Origin of the sequence: Pandoraea terrae, assembly GCF_902459695.1 — a bacterium.
Lineage (GTDB): Bacteria > Pseudomonadota > Gammaproteobacteria > Burkholderiales > Burkholderiaceae > Pandoraea > Pandoraea terrae.
Map to the genome: position 1 here is coordinate 1 of NZ_CABPRZ010000048.1, position 15,528 is coordinate 15,528.

The window sequence follows — 15,528 nt, forward strand, 5'->3', positions numbered from 1 at the left end:
TCCCGTGGCGGCGATGCGACGGACTAGAGCGATGCCCGGTAAAAGTGGCGCGGTCCTGCTTGCTGAGCGGCAGACTGAAGGCTTGCTGCGTTGTTGACAGCGGAAAGCTTTGCGGTTGGCGAGGTATTGGCGCCTGCGCCTCCCGCGTTGGATGGGGATTGGCCAGCGCCTGGCTGGTTGCCCATCCCGATATAATTAGTATTACTAACAATACAATTGATGCCATACTCAACCAATTTCTCACAATCCTTACCCCAATTTCACAAAGCAATATTTACGGAATGAAAATTTCGGCCAAAACGTCTGCGCCGGACCTCATCTCTATTCCGAATGCGCCAGCTTGCCAGTCATGTCTGTATTGCGGACCCACTCGCTAAACTCCCGCTCATATCGGTCGCCGATATAGGTGATGTAGCTTTCATAGCCGTCGTAATCTCCCGCCCGGAATCTGGACAAGATCGATTCCAGTTCGCGGCGGTGGCGCTCGAACAGGAAGCGTGTTGCCATGTAGCCCCAATGATACGCACGCGTTTTCCAGTCATTGGACGAGTAACGGGTCTGAAATATTTCCGAGAGCCGGTACGTCATGTTCGACTGCACCTTGCCGATCGCATCCTTATTGTCGTTCGCCTTTGCCAAATATTCCGCGACGCCTTCGATCCACCATACCGTAGGTTTGGCCGTGCTCGCACCGAAATCGCCGGCCATGTTATATCTACCGTCCAGGTAATGAATAAACTCGTGCTCCAGATTCCAGACCTTGAATCGAGGCCTCAACCACGACGCTTCGTGGGCAACGATACGCGCCTGATTGCCGCGCGCTGCGGGATCTCCCTCGAGGTAAATGCCGCCATTGTCGGTTCTGATGTCATGGATGACAGGCGCGTACTTCCTGTAGCTTTCATATCCATCGAACAATACCAACTCGATCGAATCGTTGTAATCTGCTGACACGGGTTTGTGCCCTGTATCCAGCATCCAATGAAAAAGGTCCTTGACTTCGATAGCCCTCGTGCAAATTTTCTCCATTTGCGCAATCGTCATATTCTGAGCGACGATCCTGATTTTTGCATTGCAGTCATGTCGGCTTGGAAGTATGGCGGCAGCCACCTTTTCTTTATAGTCGCATACGCCGTAGTCGTCGCAATGCGCCGGGTCGCCATGCTGCACGGATTCCGCCGCTGACAGCCACAAATCGCTGTCAGGGCCGCGCATTCCCGTTGTCGCCAGCGTGCGCTGGACCATCCGCTTGACTCTGCCCCGCTGCTTCGGATATTGCAGAAACCGGTAGCTTTCCCGGGCAGCGTCGGCCAATTGGTAAGCAGCGCTCGTGCCCGACAAGCTTTCGCGGTTTTTCATCACAAACCGGTTGAGGGTCTCAGGCCAGGACTTGTCGTTCTGCAATATTTGTCGAGCGCTATCACGGCTGTGGGCATAGTAGAACACTGTTAGCAGCCCGGTGAACCCATCCGCCGCGCTCCGATGCAATAGCGCGCGCGGGCCCTCCGGATTATTTCGGCTCGCCGTATAGCGCTCAACAAGTTGTTTGAGCGTACCCAGGTAGTAAGCCTCGTCCTCCATATTGGTGATGAGCTTCATTAGCTCAGCTGCCGTGCTTGGCGCAAGCGCGTTTTCTTTGAACAAAGCATCGCCCGCCAAGCCTTGCTTGATATAGGGACGCAGCCAGATTTTCAACTCGGGCAACGGATTCGCCAGATTTTTCGTGGCAAACACATAATACGCAGCGCGCAAGTAGATAAGCAGGTTGACCAGCTTCAAATTGCTGGCATCGTACTCATATATCTCATCGATTAAGCGGAGGGCCACGCCATGAAGATTTTCCGCGCTGAACACATCATTGGCGAGTGCTCCGTCGAGACTGAACAATCCGTAGTGACATTCATATTCCGGGAGATTTGCAACAAAATTGGCGAGATCCAAGTGTTCATATTCCGTCATCTGAGACAAATCGCGGCAATTCCTGTTACCTGCACCTCTCTTGCTTCGGCGATGTGAACGATGCGAGCGATCCAGCGGAAAAAACGCGGCGCGGTCCTGCTCGCTCAGCGGCAGATTGAAGGCTATTTGGGCCGCCGACAGCGGCAAGCTTTGAGGCGGGCGAGGCATTCGCGCCTGCGTTTCCGGAGCTGGATACTCACTGGCCAACGCTTGAGTTGGCCAAATTCCAATAATAATAAGTACTACGAATAATACAAACGGCGCCAAAAGACGTCTTTCCAAAATTCTCACAACGGATACTCCAATCTCACCAAGGAATGCAGACGGAATGCGAAATTCCGTCAGTGAGATATGCTACATGCGCACCGTTTGGGAAAGGTCACGGGCGATGTGGGAAACGCCGTGCACCAAGGCACTGCGAATGGCCGCGACCTCCCTACGCGTACCGGCTACGCCGGATCCCGGCACTCCATCGGCGTCGATGTTATCGCCGTCAAATATGCGCCTTTTCCTTGAGCTCACGCACGCGCGGCGCCGATCAGGTATCGGAAGCCCCCGAAATCGGCATGGCTGATGCCATGTGATCGGTCATTTCGGCGCCGATCACGCCATCCGCAGCGAGGCGGACGATCTGGTCATCGCCGTAGCCGATTTCACGCAAGATCGCTTCAGTCTGCTCGCCGATCTTCGGCAACGGCATGCGGGGCGGCAGGCGGTGCCCGCCCATGGCGATCGGCAGCAGCGGCACTTGCGTAACCGTGCCGTCCTCCGTTGCCAATTCGCCCAGGCCGCCGCTGTCGCGCAGATGCGGATCGTCGAACAGTGACTCTGGCGCGACGATCGGCGCGTACGGCAAGCCATGCCGGTCGAACGCCGCCGCCAGATACGCCGCGTCGTAACCGGCCACCAGCGTGCGCAGCGCCGGGATCAACCAGTCGCGGGCGCGCACCCGATCGTTGTTGGTGGCCAGGCGCGGATCGACTTGCCAGTCGGTCTTGCCGAACACATCGCAGAAAATACGCCACTGGCTGTCGCTGACCACGGCGAGAAATATCTGCTCACCGTCGCGTGCGGTAAAGACGTCGTAGATACCCCATGCGGAAATACGCGACGGCATCGGCGACGGCGCCTCCCCCGTCACCGCGAACTGCTGCATATGCTGGGCGGCGAGCAGCACGCAGTTCTCGAACAGCGCGCCCTGCACTTCCTGGCCTTTGTCCGTCTGGTGGCGCTCGAACAGCGCCGCCAGCGCGGCCAGCGCGCCGAACACGCCGCCCATGATGTCGTTGACGGACGCACCCGCACGCAACGGCTGCCCCACAGGCCCCGTCATGTAAGCCAGGCCGGCCATCATCTGCACGACCTCGTCGAGCGCCGTGCGCGATTGATACGGTCCGGGCAGGAATCCCTTCAACGAAACGTACACCAGGCGCGGATTCAGCTTCGCCAATGTCGCGTAGTCGAGCCCCGCCTGCTTCATGCGCCCCGGCTTGAAATTTTCCGTCAGCACGTCTGCGGTGCCCAACAGGCGCAACACGACCTCCCGCCCCTCGGGCCGCGACACATCCACCGCAAGACTGCGCTTATTGCGGTTGAAGGCACGAAAAAAGCCGGCGCCGGTGCCAAGCAGATGCCGGGTCGCATCGCCCGCCAACGGTTCGATCTTGATCACGTCGGCGCCGAGGTCGCCGAGCACCATGCCACAGGTCGGCCCCATGACCATATGGGAAAACTCGACCACGCGAATACCCCGCAGCGGCATCGGTGCCGCTTGGGAATCTGCTTGCATGCCTACCCCCTGATGAACATCCGCAATGCCCGTCAATCGATAAATTGTGCCCTGCCGGCGGCCGGGTCACCGATGCGGGGCAGCCGCCGCGGGAGGCGTCGAACCCACCGCCCGCGCGCATTGCGCGAATTCCTGCTGCAACTGCTTGAAACTTACGATGCGCCCGGCCAGCGCGCTGGCCGCGACCGTCGCAGGACTGCCGAGCCACATTTGGCCCGGTCCCGAGCGCCCGGGGAAATTGCGGTTCTGCGCACTGATGACAACCTCCTCGGCACACCGCGACGCCCCCGGCCCGGCGTTGACGCACGCGCCGCAACTTGGCGCGACGAGCGTGACGCCGGCTGCCTCGAACACGTCGAGCAAGCCCGCCCGCGCGCAATATTCGCGCACGTCCTGGCTACCGAACTGGAGAAAGAAGCGCACGCCGTTTGCCACGTGCAGTCCATGCGCGAGTCCCCAGGCGAGCACGTCGTGATAGGCGCGAAGATCGTCGCGCTTGCCGCCCGTGCACGATCCTCCATAGGCGATGTCGATGCGCACCGGGGCACGCAGCGCCCCGACGGGCAGGCCGTTGCCCGGATCTCCGGGGCTGGCCAGCATGGCGGACATCTTGCCGCAATCGATCTCGATCACATGGGCGTAGGAAGCGTCGGGATCGCTCTTCATCCAATCCTCGAGCACGACATCGGCCCCGCGGCGTTCGCGCAGGTAGCGCACCGTCTCGGCGTCGGGCACGACAATGCCGGTCAGTCCGCCGATCTCGGCCACCATGTTCGTGAGAGTGGCCCGCTCGTCAATCGACATCGCCGCGACGGCCGGCCCCGCGAATTCGACGATCTGGCCGATGGCGCGTCCGTCGCGGATATAGGGCAAATGCAGCAGATGCAGCGCCAAATCCTTGGCGCTGACCCCCTCGGGCAAGCGTCCGTGCAATTGAATCAGGCAACTTGACGGCACCGCCAGCCGGGCGTCGCCCGTGACCCACGCATTGGCCATTTCGGTCGTGCCGACACCGAACGCGAAGGCGCCGATGGCGCCGCAATGCGGGGTATGCGAATCCGTGCCGACAACAATCTGCCCCGGCAACGCGTAGCGCTCCAGCATGATCGCGTGGCAAATGCCCTCCGAGCCGCCCGATGCCGCACGGCCATGCAGACGAATGCCATGCCGTGCGCAGAAGTCGCGTTGCACCTGGCCCAATCGCTGCGCGGCGTCGAGCAAGCCGAGCGCACGGCGTTTGTCGTCCATCACGGCGTCTAGCTGCGTCAGGTGATCCTCGAAGCAAAGGATCGTGTCCGTGCGGTACAGCGCCGGGTCCGGCCCTATCGCATGGTGCAGGAAGCTGACGGCCATCGGCGTCACATACTCGTGCGAAAAGCGCCAGTCGGCGCGCAAGAACACGCTGTCGCCCGAACGCACGCGTGGCACGCCAAGCGCGCGCGCGAGCACCTTTTCGCCGTAGGTCATCGGTCCGGGCGCATGCCGGGGCAACGGCGCCGACAACTCGCCAGACAAACGCCGCCGCGTGTAGCCAAATAACCCGCCGCTGCGCACAATCTCCTCGCCGAGCGCATCGCAGTCCTCGAGGAAGGTTTCGATCGGAATGTCCTCGCCCGCCTGCAGGCGCTCGACCAAGCCGGCATCGGTCGCGGTCAGGAGCCCCAGATTCTGGCAATTCTGCTGGTAAATCCGATCGAAACTTTCCGCGATCACGAGACGAATTCCCGCCGACAATTCCGCGAACGGGCTCGCTTCACGCGACGACCCCTTGCCTCGCCGCGCGCCGGCCACGCTGACTTCAAACCCGCCGCGACGCACAGCGCCGGCCGTCACCGGAAACGTGCCGGCACCGCCAAGCAGGGCGTCGCATTGCAAGCCGACATAGGCGTACTCGGCAAGGGTTTCGTCGTAATGCATGCAGGCCCACGCCGGCGTGATCTCGTCGGTCGACAATTGATCACGCAGCGGGCTCGCGTCCTCCCGCCCCAGGTTTTCGCCGGCGAGCTGGCGCGTGATGGCGTCGGCGCACTCGCTGAGCCACAGCACCCGCCCGGTCAGCCGAACGGTGGTTCGCATCGGTTCACTCCTTTGCGTCATTCAACGGGATCCCCCGTCAGCGCCGCGATCAGGGATACGATCGATTCGCCTTCTCGGCAAAGGCGTTGGTATACGTCTTGTCCAGCTTGATTTGTGCCGGCTTGACCTCCGGACTGAACGAAGCGAGCGCGCGCAACGCGGTCGGCGGACCGTCGGCCGGCATCAGGCCGTCTTTCGAGAAGGCGTCGCGGCAGTTGTCGAAGGCTTTCAGATACAAGGTCTTGTCGCCCAGCAGGTAGTTTTCCGGGACCGCCTTCAGCAACTCCGCGCCGGTCGCCTTCTGCAACCATTTGTCGGCGCGCACGATCGCATTGGCCAACGCCTGTACCGTCCGGGGATTCTTCTGGATGAACGATTCGGAGGCATACATCACGGCAGCCGGCATCGGGCCGCCGAAAACGGCACGCGAGCCTGCCTGCGTGCGCGTATCGATCAGCACGCGGATGTCGCCCGACTGCTGCAGTAACGTTATCATGGGGTCGACGTTCGAGATGGCGTCGATCTGTCCGCCGCGCACACCCGCCACCACCGTGGTGCTGCTGCCGACGCCCACGATCGAGACATCCGTCGGCTTGAGGCCGACCTTGCCGAGCGCCACGTTGACGAGCATATGGGTGCTCGACCCCGGCGCGCTCACACCGATGCGCATGCCCTTGAGGTCCTTGACCGACTTGACGGACGCTTCCTTCGCGCGAACCACCGCCAGCACCAGTTGTGGGGCCGCGCCCAGCACGACGAACGATTGGTACACCATGCCCTTGGCCTGCATCAGCAAGGTATGTTCGAAGGCGCCCGTGCCGACATCGGCGCTGCCGCCGACGACCGCCTGCAAGGCCTTCGAGCCGCCGGCGAAGTCGTCGATGGTCACGTCGAGGCCTTCGTCCTTGAAGTAACCGAGCTGCTCGGCAATGGTCAGGGGGAGATAGTAGAGGCCGGGCTTGCCGCCGACCGCAATGGAGAGTTTCGGCTTTTCCAGCGGCTCACGCGGCGCGGCAGCGGCTGGCGCGGGAGCCAACCCCGCACCCAGCCCGGCCAGCAGCGTAATCGTGGTGCCATAGATCGTCAGTGCGCGGCGCGTGCGTGCGTGTCGCGTCAAGGCGTCCTTCATGGTGTGTCTCCCCTTCGGTTTGGCATCGCCGGACCCCCGGCGCGTCCGCTATCGGGCTCACAGGATCGCGCCACCTGCGTCCGTCGGCAAGTCATGTTTCGGCATGCGTGCCATCGCTAACCACGATGGCTCGAACCTCCAGGCCTTCATCCAGTCCGTCGTCGAGGTGTTCCCTCAACGCGGGCTGCCGACGCGCTTGGCAGATTCAGCGGGGCCCGCCGCTTCGGCGCCGCTGCGCAGGTGATCGACGAGCAACCGCGAGGCGACCGGCAACGCATCGTAGTTGCGCACGCATACGATGAGCCGTCGTTCGGCCCAATCGTCGGTCAGGGGAACCACGCGGAGCACGTCGCCACTTGGCGTCGCGGAATAAAGGCCCACTGCTTCGCGGGGCGCCACGGCCAGCCCGAGATTGGCGCGCACCATCCGGCACACGGCCTCGAACGTCGACACATGGATCCGGAACTTGATGGTCTTCCCTTCCTGCGCGGCGAGCGCACGCAGCACAGCGTACATCGCGCTGTCGGGATGCACGCCGACCTGATCGTAGTCCAGGGTTTCGGCAAAGGCCAACTGCGCGCGCCCGGCCAGCGGGTGATCGCGGTGCAGCACGACCACGATCCGGTCGCGGCGGTACGGAAACACCTGGACATCGCGGGTATCGACACGGTCCCAGCAGATGCCGATATCGGTCAACCCTTCCTCGACGGCGCGCACGACCTGCGCGCTGGTATGTTCTTCCAGGTCGATCTTGACGCCGTCATGACGCTTCAGGAATGCGCCGATTTCGTCGGGCAGCGACTCGACGATCGAGGAGACGTTCGCGAAGATACGGATGTGTCCGCGCACCCCGCTCGTATATTCACTCAGCTCGCCCTGCATTTTCTCCAGGCTGCGCAGCACGTTACGGGCGTGATGCAGCAGCGCATCGCCGGCCGGCGTGGCGCGAACGCCCCATTTGTGGCGTTGCAACAGCGGGGTGCCCACCAGGCTTTCGAGGTCGTTGATACGTTTGCTGACCGCCGAGGGCGCGATGAACTCGCGTTCGGCGGCGCGCGCGATACTGCTCTCCTCGCACACCGCGACAAACAAGCGCAGGGACACCAGGTCGATCCGCCACATGGCCATCAGGCCTCCGCAGAGGGGGTCATCTGACGATTTTCCAACGCCAGCGCAAAAAAATCCATCGGACGCTGACGTGCATGCGCACAGAAAACAACGAAATAGGGGAGAGAATCTTCCGAACACACTGCCCAATGGCGACCGGACGGTTCGGAAAAAGATACAAAATCACGACTGCGGGTGTCGAGCACCCGCTTGCGGCGGCCTGCTGTCGTCGCGCCTGTTACGGCTGACGGCCTCCGGGCCCGGGGCGGCGCATCCTGCCCGAACCCCCCCTGTCTAGCGCACCGCACCCGCCATCAGTACGGCGCTCCAGCCCCCGTCGGCCGAGTCGAACTGCACCACCGGCGGTGGCGCTGACGTCATGGCCATGATCAGCCAACATTTGCAAATGACGATCGCAATCATCATCTTGACTCGCAATTGCCCGATGCAAACGACCGGGTCTAATTGCAATATAGTCGATTGGCGCGTCGCAACAAATACGGAGTGTTACGGAATCCTGCAATGCCAGCCCGGCACGCCCTGGCGATCCGCACGAGATCGGGGCTGCGGGCGTCTATCGCCCTCTGGCGATCGCGCGCGCAAGCACCAGCACGGGCACGAGCCCGACCGCCACAAGCGTCAACGCGGGGATAGCGGCTTCGCCGAGCCGCTCGTCCGCCGCCAGATGGCTCGCGACGACCGCCAACGTGTCCATGTTGAACGGGCGAAGCGCGAGCGTGGCGGGCAGCTCCTTCATGACGTCGACGAATACGAGCAAGGCCGCCGTGAGCACACTGCCGCGCAACAAGGGCAGATGGATCCGGCGCAGCATCGCCCAGCCGCCAACGCCGAGGCTGCGTGCGCTGGCGTCGAGACTCGGGGGAATTCTCGCAAGCCCGGCCTCGACGCTTTGCAGCGCCGCCGGCAGGAAACGCACGAGATAGGCGTAGACCACCACGCCCGCCGTGCCCGAGAAGACCAGCCCCCGAGCGCCGAAGATGTCGCCAAGCCAGGTGTCGAGCCCGAGCACCGGCCCGAGAATGCCGAGCGCGATCACGGCGCCGGGGATGGCGTAGCCGACCGACACCAACCGTGCCGCGATCCGTCCCAGGCGGCCGGGCGCCTGGCGTTGCGCATAGCCCAGCAGCACCGCGGCAAACGCCGCCACCAGCGCGGCGGCACCGGCCAGCCGAACCGTATTCCAGACCCAGCCGCCGTAGCGCTCCCACGGCACCTGATCCAGCTCCTGCAAAGCGAGCCGCGCCATGATGGCGGTCGGTATCAGGAAACCCAGCAGCAGCGGCACCACACACGCGGCGACAGCCGCTGCCGCCCGCGCGCCGCGCAAGGTTACGCGCGTTTCCAGCCCGCCGCGCCGCGCACCCGCGCCGTAATAACGCAGGCGCGAACGGCTGCGCGCCTCGAACACCAGGAGCAGCAGGACGGCCAACATCAACATGGCGGCGAGTTGCGCCGCCGCGACCCGATCCCCCATCGACAGCCATGCGCGGTAAATCCCGGTGGTGAACGTCGGCACGCCGAAATAGGCCACCGCGCCATAGTCCGCGAGCGTTTCCATCAGCACCAGCGCGACGCCGGCCACCCACGCCGGCCGTGCCATCGGCAGCGCCACGCGGGCAAACGCCTGCCACGGGGAGCAGCCGAGCGTGCGCGCGGCGTCGAACAGCCGGCGGCCACGCTCGATGAACGCCGTGCGCACCAGCAGATAGACGTAGGGATAGAACGCGCCGATAAACACGAGCGCCGCGCCATACCACGAGCGGATCTCCGGAAACCAAGGCAGGCGGTCCACGCCGGACGCCGCCCGCAAGGCGCTTTGCACCGGCCCGGAGAATTGCAGAAAGTCCGTGTACGCATACGCGGTGACATAAGCCGGCACGGCGAGCGGCAGAATGAGCGCCCATTCGAACAGGCGCCGTCCCGGAAAGGCGCAGTGTGCGACGAGCCAGGCCGTGCCGACGCCCAGCACGGATACGCCGGCCGCCACGACCGCCGTGATGCGCAGCGAGTTGAGGAGATATTCCGGCAGCACCGTGCCGAGCATGTGGGCCAGCACGGCACGCGTGCCGGCATCGCCCGCGCCCAGCGCGGCCACGATGCCGAACATCGGCACGAGCACGATCAGCGCGGGCACGACCGCCGCCCATTGCCAGAGCCACGCGGTCCCTCTCGCGCGCACGCGCTGCCGCCACGATGCCGCCTCGACATGCCGAACGGAGGACGCAAGTTCCTGCATTTCGGCGGGGGTGTCGGTGGACAACGGGGGCGGCATCGACGACATCAGTGGCGGGATTCGGTGGTTGGGATGAACGACGTTGGCGGCGAGGGTCAATCACGGACTGTCCGGCATGGCACCTCATGGCGACGAAAAATCGGTTCCCGGGAACCTGCCGCGCACGGTGGGTCAAAGGTCAGTGTAAATTATAAGCATTCTCAACGGCGGGTCTGACCGTGGTTTTGCGCGAAAGTGCCGCGTCACGTGACGGCAACGACAGATGAGAGGCGAAACGCTTTGTCGCTTGTCGTCCTCCCGCCCTCAAACGAACTTTGAATTGACTGCGCTTCCCAGCGCCTAGCCGATGCCCGACGCCTTTTCCCAGAACGTCACACCTGCGGCCGGTGCCGTTGCCGCAGCGCCATTCCTGTCGCTGGATCGCATCCGGGTGACCTACGCCAACGCCGGGCGGCCGCATACGGTCGTGCAAGACTTGTCGCTCGCGCTGGCGCGCGGGGAGATCGGCTGTCTGCTGGGCCCGTCGGGCTGCGGCAAGACGACCGTGCTCAAAGCCGTCTGCGGCTTCGAGCCGGTCAGCGCCGGCCGTATCGTGCTGGGCGGCCGGGAAGTCGCCAGCGCCGCCCTGAGCGAGCCGCCGGAACACCGGCACGTGGGCGTCGTGTTTCAGGATTACGCGCTTTTTCCCCATCTCGACGTGGCGCAGAACATCGGCTTCGGTCTGCACGCGACGGCACGCCGGGAGCGTCAGGCCAAAGTGTCCGAACTCGCCGAGTTGGTCGGCCTGAGCGAGGTCTTGCGTAAATATCCGCACGAACTCTCCGGCGGCCAGCAGCAGCGCGTGGCGCTGGCGCGCGCGCTGGCGCCCTCGCCCGCCCTGCTGTTGCTCGACGAGCCCTTTTCCAATCTCGACCTCGATCTGCGCGAACGGCTGGCGGTGGAAGTCCGCGACATCGTCAAGGCAAGCGGCACGACCGCGATTCTCGTCACGCACGACCAGCACGAGGCGTTCGCCATGGCCGACGCGATCGGCGTCATGCACGAGGGCCGGCTGGCCCAGTGGGCGGATGCCTACACCCTGTACCACGCGCCGGCGAGCCGAGTGGTCGCGGACTTCATCGGCCTGGGCGCAGTGCTGCCTGGCGCGTACCGGCCGGCGGACAACGGTGCTGGCACCGTGTCACTCGAATTGGGCGAATTGCCCTTGCCGCCAGGGCGTGCGGTGTCGTGGCACGCGCCGCATGACGCGCGGCATCATGGACGCGTCGACGTGTTGCTGCGCGCGGATGACATCGTCGTGGATGGCGCGAGCCCGCACGCTGCCCTGCTGGTCCGGCGGGCGTTTCGCGGCGCCGACGCCTTGTATACCTTGCGGCTCGACTCCGGGCGGGAAGTGCTCGCACGCGTCGGGTCAGACGAAGACCACGCCGGATATGCCGTCGGCGATCGGATCGGCATCCGGCTTGTGGCCCGCCACGCCGTCGCATTCCCGTCTACCGAGTGACGAAACGGGCCCATTCCGGCCCGGGCTGGTAAAATCCCTGAAAACGGATGGGCTTATGAAACAGTACCTCGACTTCATGCGCCATGTGCTCGAACATGGCACCGAAAAGACCGATCGCACCGGCACTGGAACGCGCTCGGTTTTCGGCTATCAGATGCGCTTCGACCTGCAGGAAGGGTTTCCGCTCGTCACGACGAAGAAACTGCACCTGAAGTCGATCATTCACGAACTGTTGTGGTTCCTGCAGGGCAGCACCAACGTGCGCTACCTGCAAGAGAACGGCGTGACGATCTGGAACGAGTGGGCCGACGCAAACGGCGAACTCGGGCCGGTGTACGGGTCGCAATGGCGTTCGTGGCCGACCCCCGACGGCGGGCACATCGACCAGATCACGCAACTCGTCAGCCAGATCCGCAACAATCCGGACTCGCGCCGCCTGATCGTGTCGGCGTGGAACGTCGCGGACATTCCGCGCATGAAGCTGCCGCCCTGCCATGTTTCTCTGACTTCCAACCGTTACGGACAAGCGGGAAAGCCCCGTCAACTGGCCCGCTCGGCGTTTTCGTGCGTCCGTAACGTTATCAACGGCCTCGTCCATCATCTGCGCCCCTCTTCCTCAGCCAATGAGTTCGGGCAATTTGCAACCGCCGCACGCTGAGAATTTGGAGAGCAATTAGATATGCAGCAATATCACGACCTTATCCGCGACATCCTGAAGAACGGCTCGCGGAAAATGGACCGAACTGGGACGGGCACCGTCAGCGTGTTCGGCCGGCAAATGCGGTTTGACTTGAAAGAGGGCTTCCCTCTGGTCACTACCAAGCGAATCCACCTGAAAAGCGTGATTCACGAACTGCTGTGGTTCATCGCCGGCGACACCAACGTTAAGTACCTCAATGACAACGGGGTGACGATTTGGGACGAATGGGCCGACGAGAACGGCAACTTGGGGCCTGTATATGGCCACCAATGGCGCTTCTGGCCCAAGTCGAATGGTGAGACCATCGACCAGATTTCGAACCTTGTTACGCAGATTCGCGCTCGCCCGAATTCGCGACGCCTGATGTTGACAGCCATGAACGTTGCGGAATTCCCCGACGAGTCGATGTCGCCGGTAGATAACGTACACGCTGGTCGCATGGCCTTGGCCCCGTGCCACGCCTTCGCACAGGTCGCAGTGAACGATGGCAAACTCAGTTGCTTGCTTTACTGCCGGAGCCAGGACGTGTTTTTGGGGACCCCCTTCAACATTGCGAGCTATGCTCTGTTCACCCACATGCTGGCGCAGCAGTGCGGCCTAGATGTGGGAGAGTTGATTTGGACTGGCGGCGACTGCCATCTGTATCTAAATCACTTGGAGCAAGTGAATATCCAGCTTGAGCGTGAGCCGTTCCCGCTGCCAAAACTGAAAATTCTGCGCAAGCCAGATAGCATTCTCGACTACCGGTACGAGGACTTCGAGATTGAGAATTATCAGTACCACCCGGGAATTAAGGCACCCATCGCGGTGTGAGTGCACGCGTTAGCAGGCGATTCCGATTGGCCCTAAGAATGTATGCTTAGGGCCATTTTCATTTCTGTGCCCCAAAAACGCATGCACATCTTGGTTGAAGGAACACAGAATTGCGGTCGTTGTGGCCGGAGGTCAGGCATTGCCGCATCACCAAACTTGGCAAGCTTTTCAGCTTGAATTCGAGGAGCCTACATGAGGCCAGCACCGAACGAATCCCTCGAATGGCGTGGGTAGTGTCCTCACGCAAAGTCGCCAGAAAATAACAAGCGGGGTTGAGAAAATGGCAAAGAACTACCAACTTCATACGCTAGGTTGGAAAGCATTCCAGGACCTGTGCCTAGCCGTGGCGCAGGAGTGCCTCAAGCGCCCCGTACAACAATTCCTCCCTTCTCATGATGGGGGGCGTGACGGCGCATTTGTCGGTACTTGGACGGATAGTGGCGTGACCAAATCATCCACCATTCAGTGCAAGTTCACTTCCAACTCAAATAGCAAGCTGACCCTGCCGATGTTGACCGATGAGTTAGGCAAGGTGAGTCGCCTCGTGCAGCAGGGACTTGCCGAAGACTATGTGCTCATCACAAATCATTTCGTTTCCGGTGCAGCTGAAGCGAACATCGTCATGGCTTTCAAGAAGGCCGGTGCAACACAATGTCGAGTTCTTTCCGCCGACTGGCTAATCGACCAAATCGAGCAATCTGCCCGTCTCCGTATGCTAGTTCCACGCCTTTACGGGTTGGGGGACCTCAGTAACATTCTCGATGAGAGAGCGTACGAACAGGCAAGCATGATTCTGAGTTCGATGGGAAATGACCTCAAGAAGCTAGTCGTAACTGAAGCGCATCGTCGCAGCGTAGAAGCAATCAACCGACACGGCTTTGTACTCTTACTTGGAGCACCTGCCTCAGGGAAATCGACCATCGGCGCAAGCTTGGCCGTAGGAGCTGCCGACCTGTGGGGATGTTTGACATTGAAGCCAACCTCACCGGCAGAACTAAGAGACCGCATCAACCCGAACGAAAAACAGTTCTTCTGGATTGACGACGCTTGGGGAGCCACCCAGTTTCAACGGTCATCCATGGATGTTTGGAACCAAGTTCTGCCGCTAATTGCGGGCGCGCTACACAATGGCAGCAAGTTCCTCATCACGTCACGAACCTATATCTGGTCAGCAGCCAAAGATGGATTGAAACTAGGCGCTCTCCCCCTACTTACCAAGAGTAGTGTGACAATTCACGTCGAGAAACTCACCGCCGATGAGAAGGCTCAGATTCTGTACAACCATCTCAAGTTTGGTGACCAAGGCACTGGATTTCGTCGAAAGGTAAAGACTTTCTTACCCCAGGTCGCGGCCAACGAGCATTTCCTCCCTGAATCCGCTCGACGCCTGGGAAGCTCGTTGCTGTCAAATGGAATAACGCTCACCAGCAGAGGAGTACTGGATTTTTTCGAAAAACCCTCCGACTTCCTCTTGGAAACCGTTAGGTCGTTGGAGTCGCCAAACAAGGCTGCTTTGGCTTTTCTGTTCGTGAGCTCCGGCAAAACCCCATCCCCAATCCTAGACGGCACAGAACTATCACTAGCCAGCCAAGCATTCGGGGTCAGCAGCTCGGCCATACGGAATTCGCTAAATGAGTTAGACGAAACTCTGGTGCTTCGAGCACATGATACAAACGGGGCATATTGGCGTTTTAAGCACCCGACAATCGCTGAAGCGTTCGGTCGACTCGTGGCACAAAACCCAGAGCTTGTGGAACTGTATTTGACCGGGGCCAAGCCTGAGTGGCTTATGAGCGAAGTAGTATGCTCCGGCATGCACGTAAAGGGTGCCCTCGTTGTTGTACCGCCCACGTACTACCCATTATTAGCGAAACGTTTGGCCGTCTGCGACAGCTCCAGTCTTCGTAGCTTCCTCTCGCTTCGGGCCAGCGCTGATTTCTCACGAAAACTCATCGAGTTGCGGCCTACGCTTATAGCTGAAAAATTCTCGTACTACCGGCGAATTGCCGATGAAGTCGGCGCCCACTTCCTGGCGCGCATGTACGAATTTGGCCTCCTTCCCGAAGAGAATCGCTTGACTTTCGTGAAGGCATTACACGATGCCGCCATCAAGGAAGCCGACTCCAGCGTAGTGGAGAAGGACTACCTAAGGAACATCCTCACTGCCGATGAAATCGAGGAGCTCTGGTCTAACATC

General features: G+C 61.6%; 11 protein-coding genes. 4 read left to right on the forward strand and 7 right to left on the reverse strand.

Annotated features, from left to right (window positions below; genetic code table 11):
• Positions 1–321: 321 nt before the first annotated feature.
• From PTE30175_RS27620 to PTE30175_RS27645, 7 genes are all read right to left on the reverse strand, one after another.
• On the reverse strand, positions 322–2,127 hold the full coding sequence (locus PTE30175_RS27620; protein ID WP_150700279.1) for a collagenase: 1,806 nt from the start codon (positions 2,125–2,127) through the stop codon (positions 322–324).
• Positions 2,128–2,497: 370 nt separating this feature from the next.
• Positions 2,498–3,748 carry a CaiB/BaiF CoA transferase family protein gene (locus tag PTE30175_RS27625; protein WP_150700272.1) on the reverse strand — a complete coding sequence of 417 codons (1,251 nt, stop codon included), beginning with the start codon at positions 3,746–3,748 and terminating at the stop codon, positions 2,498–2,500.
• Positions 3,749–3,814: 66 nt separating this feature from the next.
• Positions 3,815–5,824: an aconitase family protein gene (locus PTE30175_RS27630; RefSeq protein ID WP_150700273.1), complete on the reverse strand. Its 2,010-nt coding sequence runs from the start codon at positions 5,822–5,824 to the stop codon at positions 3,815–3,817.
• 49 nt (positions 5,825–5,873) lie between these two features.
• Positions 5,874–6,953, reverse strand: coding sequence for an ABC transporter substrate-binding protein (locus PTE30175_RS27635; RefSeq protein ID WP_150700274.1), 1,080 nt, complete (start codon positions 6,951–6,953; stop codon positions 5,874–5,876).
• 174 nt (positions 6,954–7,127) lie between these two features.
• Entirely contained in the window at positions 7,128–8,081 is a 954-nt protein-coding gene (locus PTE30175_RS27640) for a LysR family transcriptional regulator (protein ID WP_150700275.1), read from the reverse strand.
• Positions 8,082–8,354: 273 nt separating this feature from the next.
• Positions 8,355–8,486, reverse strand: a complete 132-nt coding sequence (locus tag PTE30175_RS29025) for a hypothetical protein (protein ID WP_263596304.1) — start codon at positions 8,484–8,486, stop codon at positions 8,355–8,357.
• A gap of 148 nt (positions 8,487–8,634) precedes the next feature.
• On the reverse strand, positions 8,635–10,353 hold the full coding sequence (locus PTE30175_RS27645) for an ABC transporter permease (protein WP_150700280.1): 1,719 nt from the start codon (positions 10,351–10,353) through the stop codon (positions 8,635–8,637).
• 307 nt (positions 10,354–10,660) lie between these two features.
• On the opposite strand from PTE30175_RS27645, the gene PTE30175_RS27650 reads away from it, so the two are divergent.
• The 4 genes from PTE30175_RS27650 to PTE30175_RS27665 all read left to right on the forward strand — a co-directional run.
• Positions 10,661–11,818: an ABC transporter ATP-binding protein gene (locus PTE30175_RS27650; RefSeq protein WP_150700276.1), complete on the forward strand. Its 1,158-nt coding sequence runs from the start codon at positions 10,661–10,663 to the stop codon at positions 11,816–11,818.
• A 55-nt stretch (positions 11,819–11,873) separates the two neighbouring features.
• Positions 11,874–12,476, forward strand: coding sequence for a thymidylate synthase (gene thyA / locus PTE30175_RS27655; protein ID WP_263596305.1), 603 nt, complete (start codon positions 11,874–11,876; stop codon positions 12,474–12,476).
• Positions 12,477–12,497: 21 nt separating this feature from the next.
• A complete protein-coding gene (locus tag PTE30175_RS27660) occupies positions 12,498–13,331 on the forward strand; it encodes a thymidylate synthase (RefSeq protein WP_150700277.1) in 834 nt (277 codons plus the stop codon).
• A 442-nt stretch (positions 13,332–13,773) separates the two neighbouring features.
• A partial coding sequence (locus PTE30175_RS27665; protein WP_150700278.1) for an nSTAND3 domain-containing NTPase occupies positions 13,774–15,528 on the forward strand: 1,755 nt, incomplete at its 3' end.

Excerpts from the sequence above, each read along its gene's own strand:
- PTE30175_RS27640 (WP_150700275.1), bottom strand. The coding sequence starts at position 8,081 with ATGGCCATGTGGCGGATCGACCTGGTGTCCCTGCGCTTGTTTGTCGCG.
- PTE30175_RS27645 (WP_150700280.1), bottom strand. The coding sequence starts at position 10,353 with ATGCCGCCCCCGTTGTCCACCGACACCCCCGCCGAAATGCAGGAACTT.
- PTE30175_RS27660 (WP_150700277.1), top strand. The coding sequence starts at position 12,498 with ATGCAGCAATATCACGACCTTATCCGCGACATCCTGAAGAACGGCTCG.
- thyA (WP_263596305.1), top strand. The coding sequence starts at position 11,874 with ATGAAACAGTACCTCGACTTCATGCGCCATGTGCTCGAACATGGCACC.
- PTE30175_RS27625 (WP_150700272.1), bottom strand. The coding sequence starts at position 3,748 with ATGCAAGCAGATTCCCAAGCGGCACCGATGCCGCTGCGGGGTATTCGC.
- PTE30175_RS29025 (WP_263596304.1), bottom strand. The coding sequence starts at position 8,486 with ATGATGATTGCGATCGTCATTTGCAAATGTTGGCTGATCATGGCCATG.
- PTE30175_RS27635 (WP_150700274.1), bottom strand. The coding sequence starts at position 6,953 with ATGAAGGACGCCTTGACGCGACACGCACGCACGCGCCGCGCACTGACG.
- PTE30175_RS27630 (WP_150700273.1), bottom strand. The coding sequence starts at position 5,824 with ATGCGAACCACCGTTCGGCTGACCGGGCGGGTGCTGTGGCTCAGCGAG.
- PTE30175_RS27650 (WP_150700276.1), top strand. The coding sequence starts at position 10,661 with ATGCCCGACGCCTTTTCCCAGAACGTCACACCTGCGGCCGGTGCCGTT.
- PTE30175_RS27620 (WP_150700279.1), bottom strand. The coding sequence starts at position 2,127 with ATGCCTCGCCCGCCTCAAAGCTTGCCGCTGTCGGCGGCCCAAATAGCC.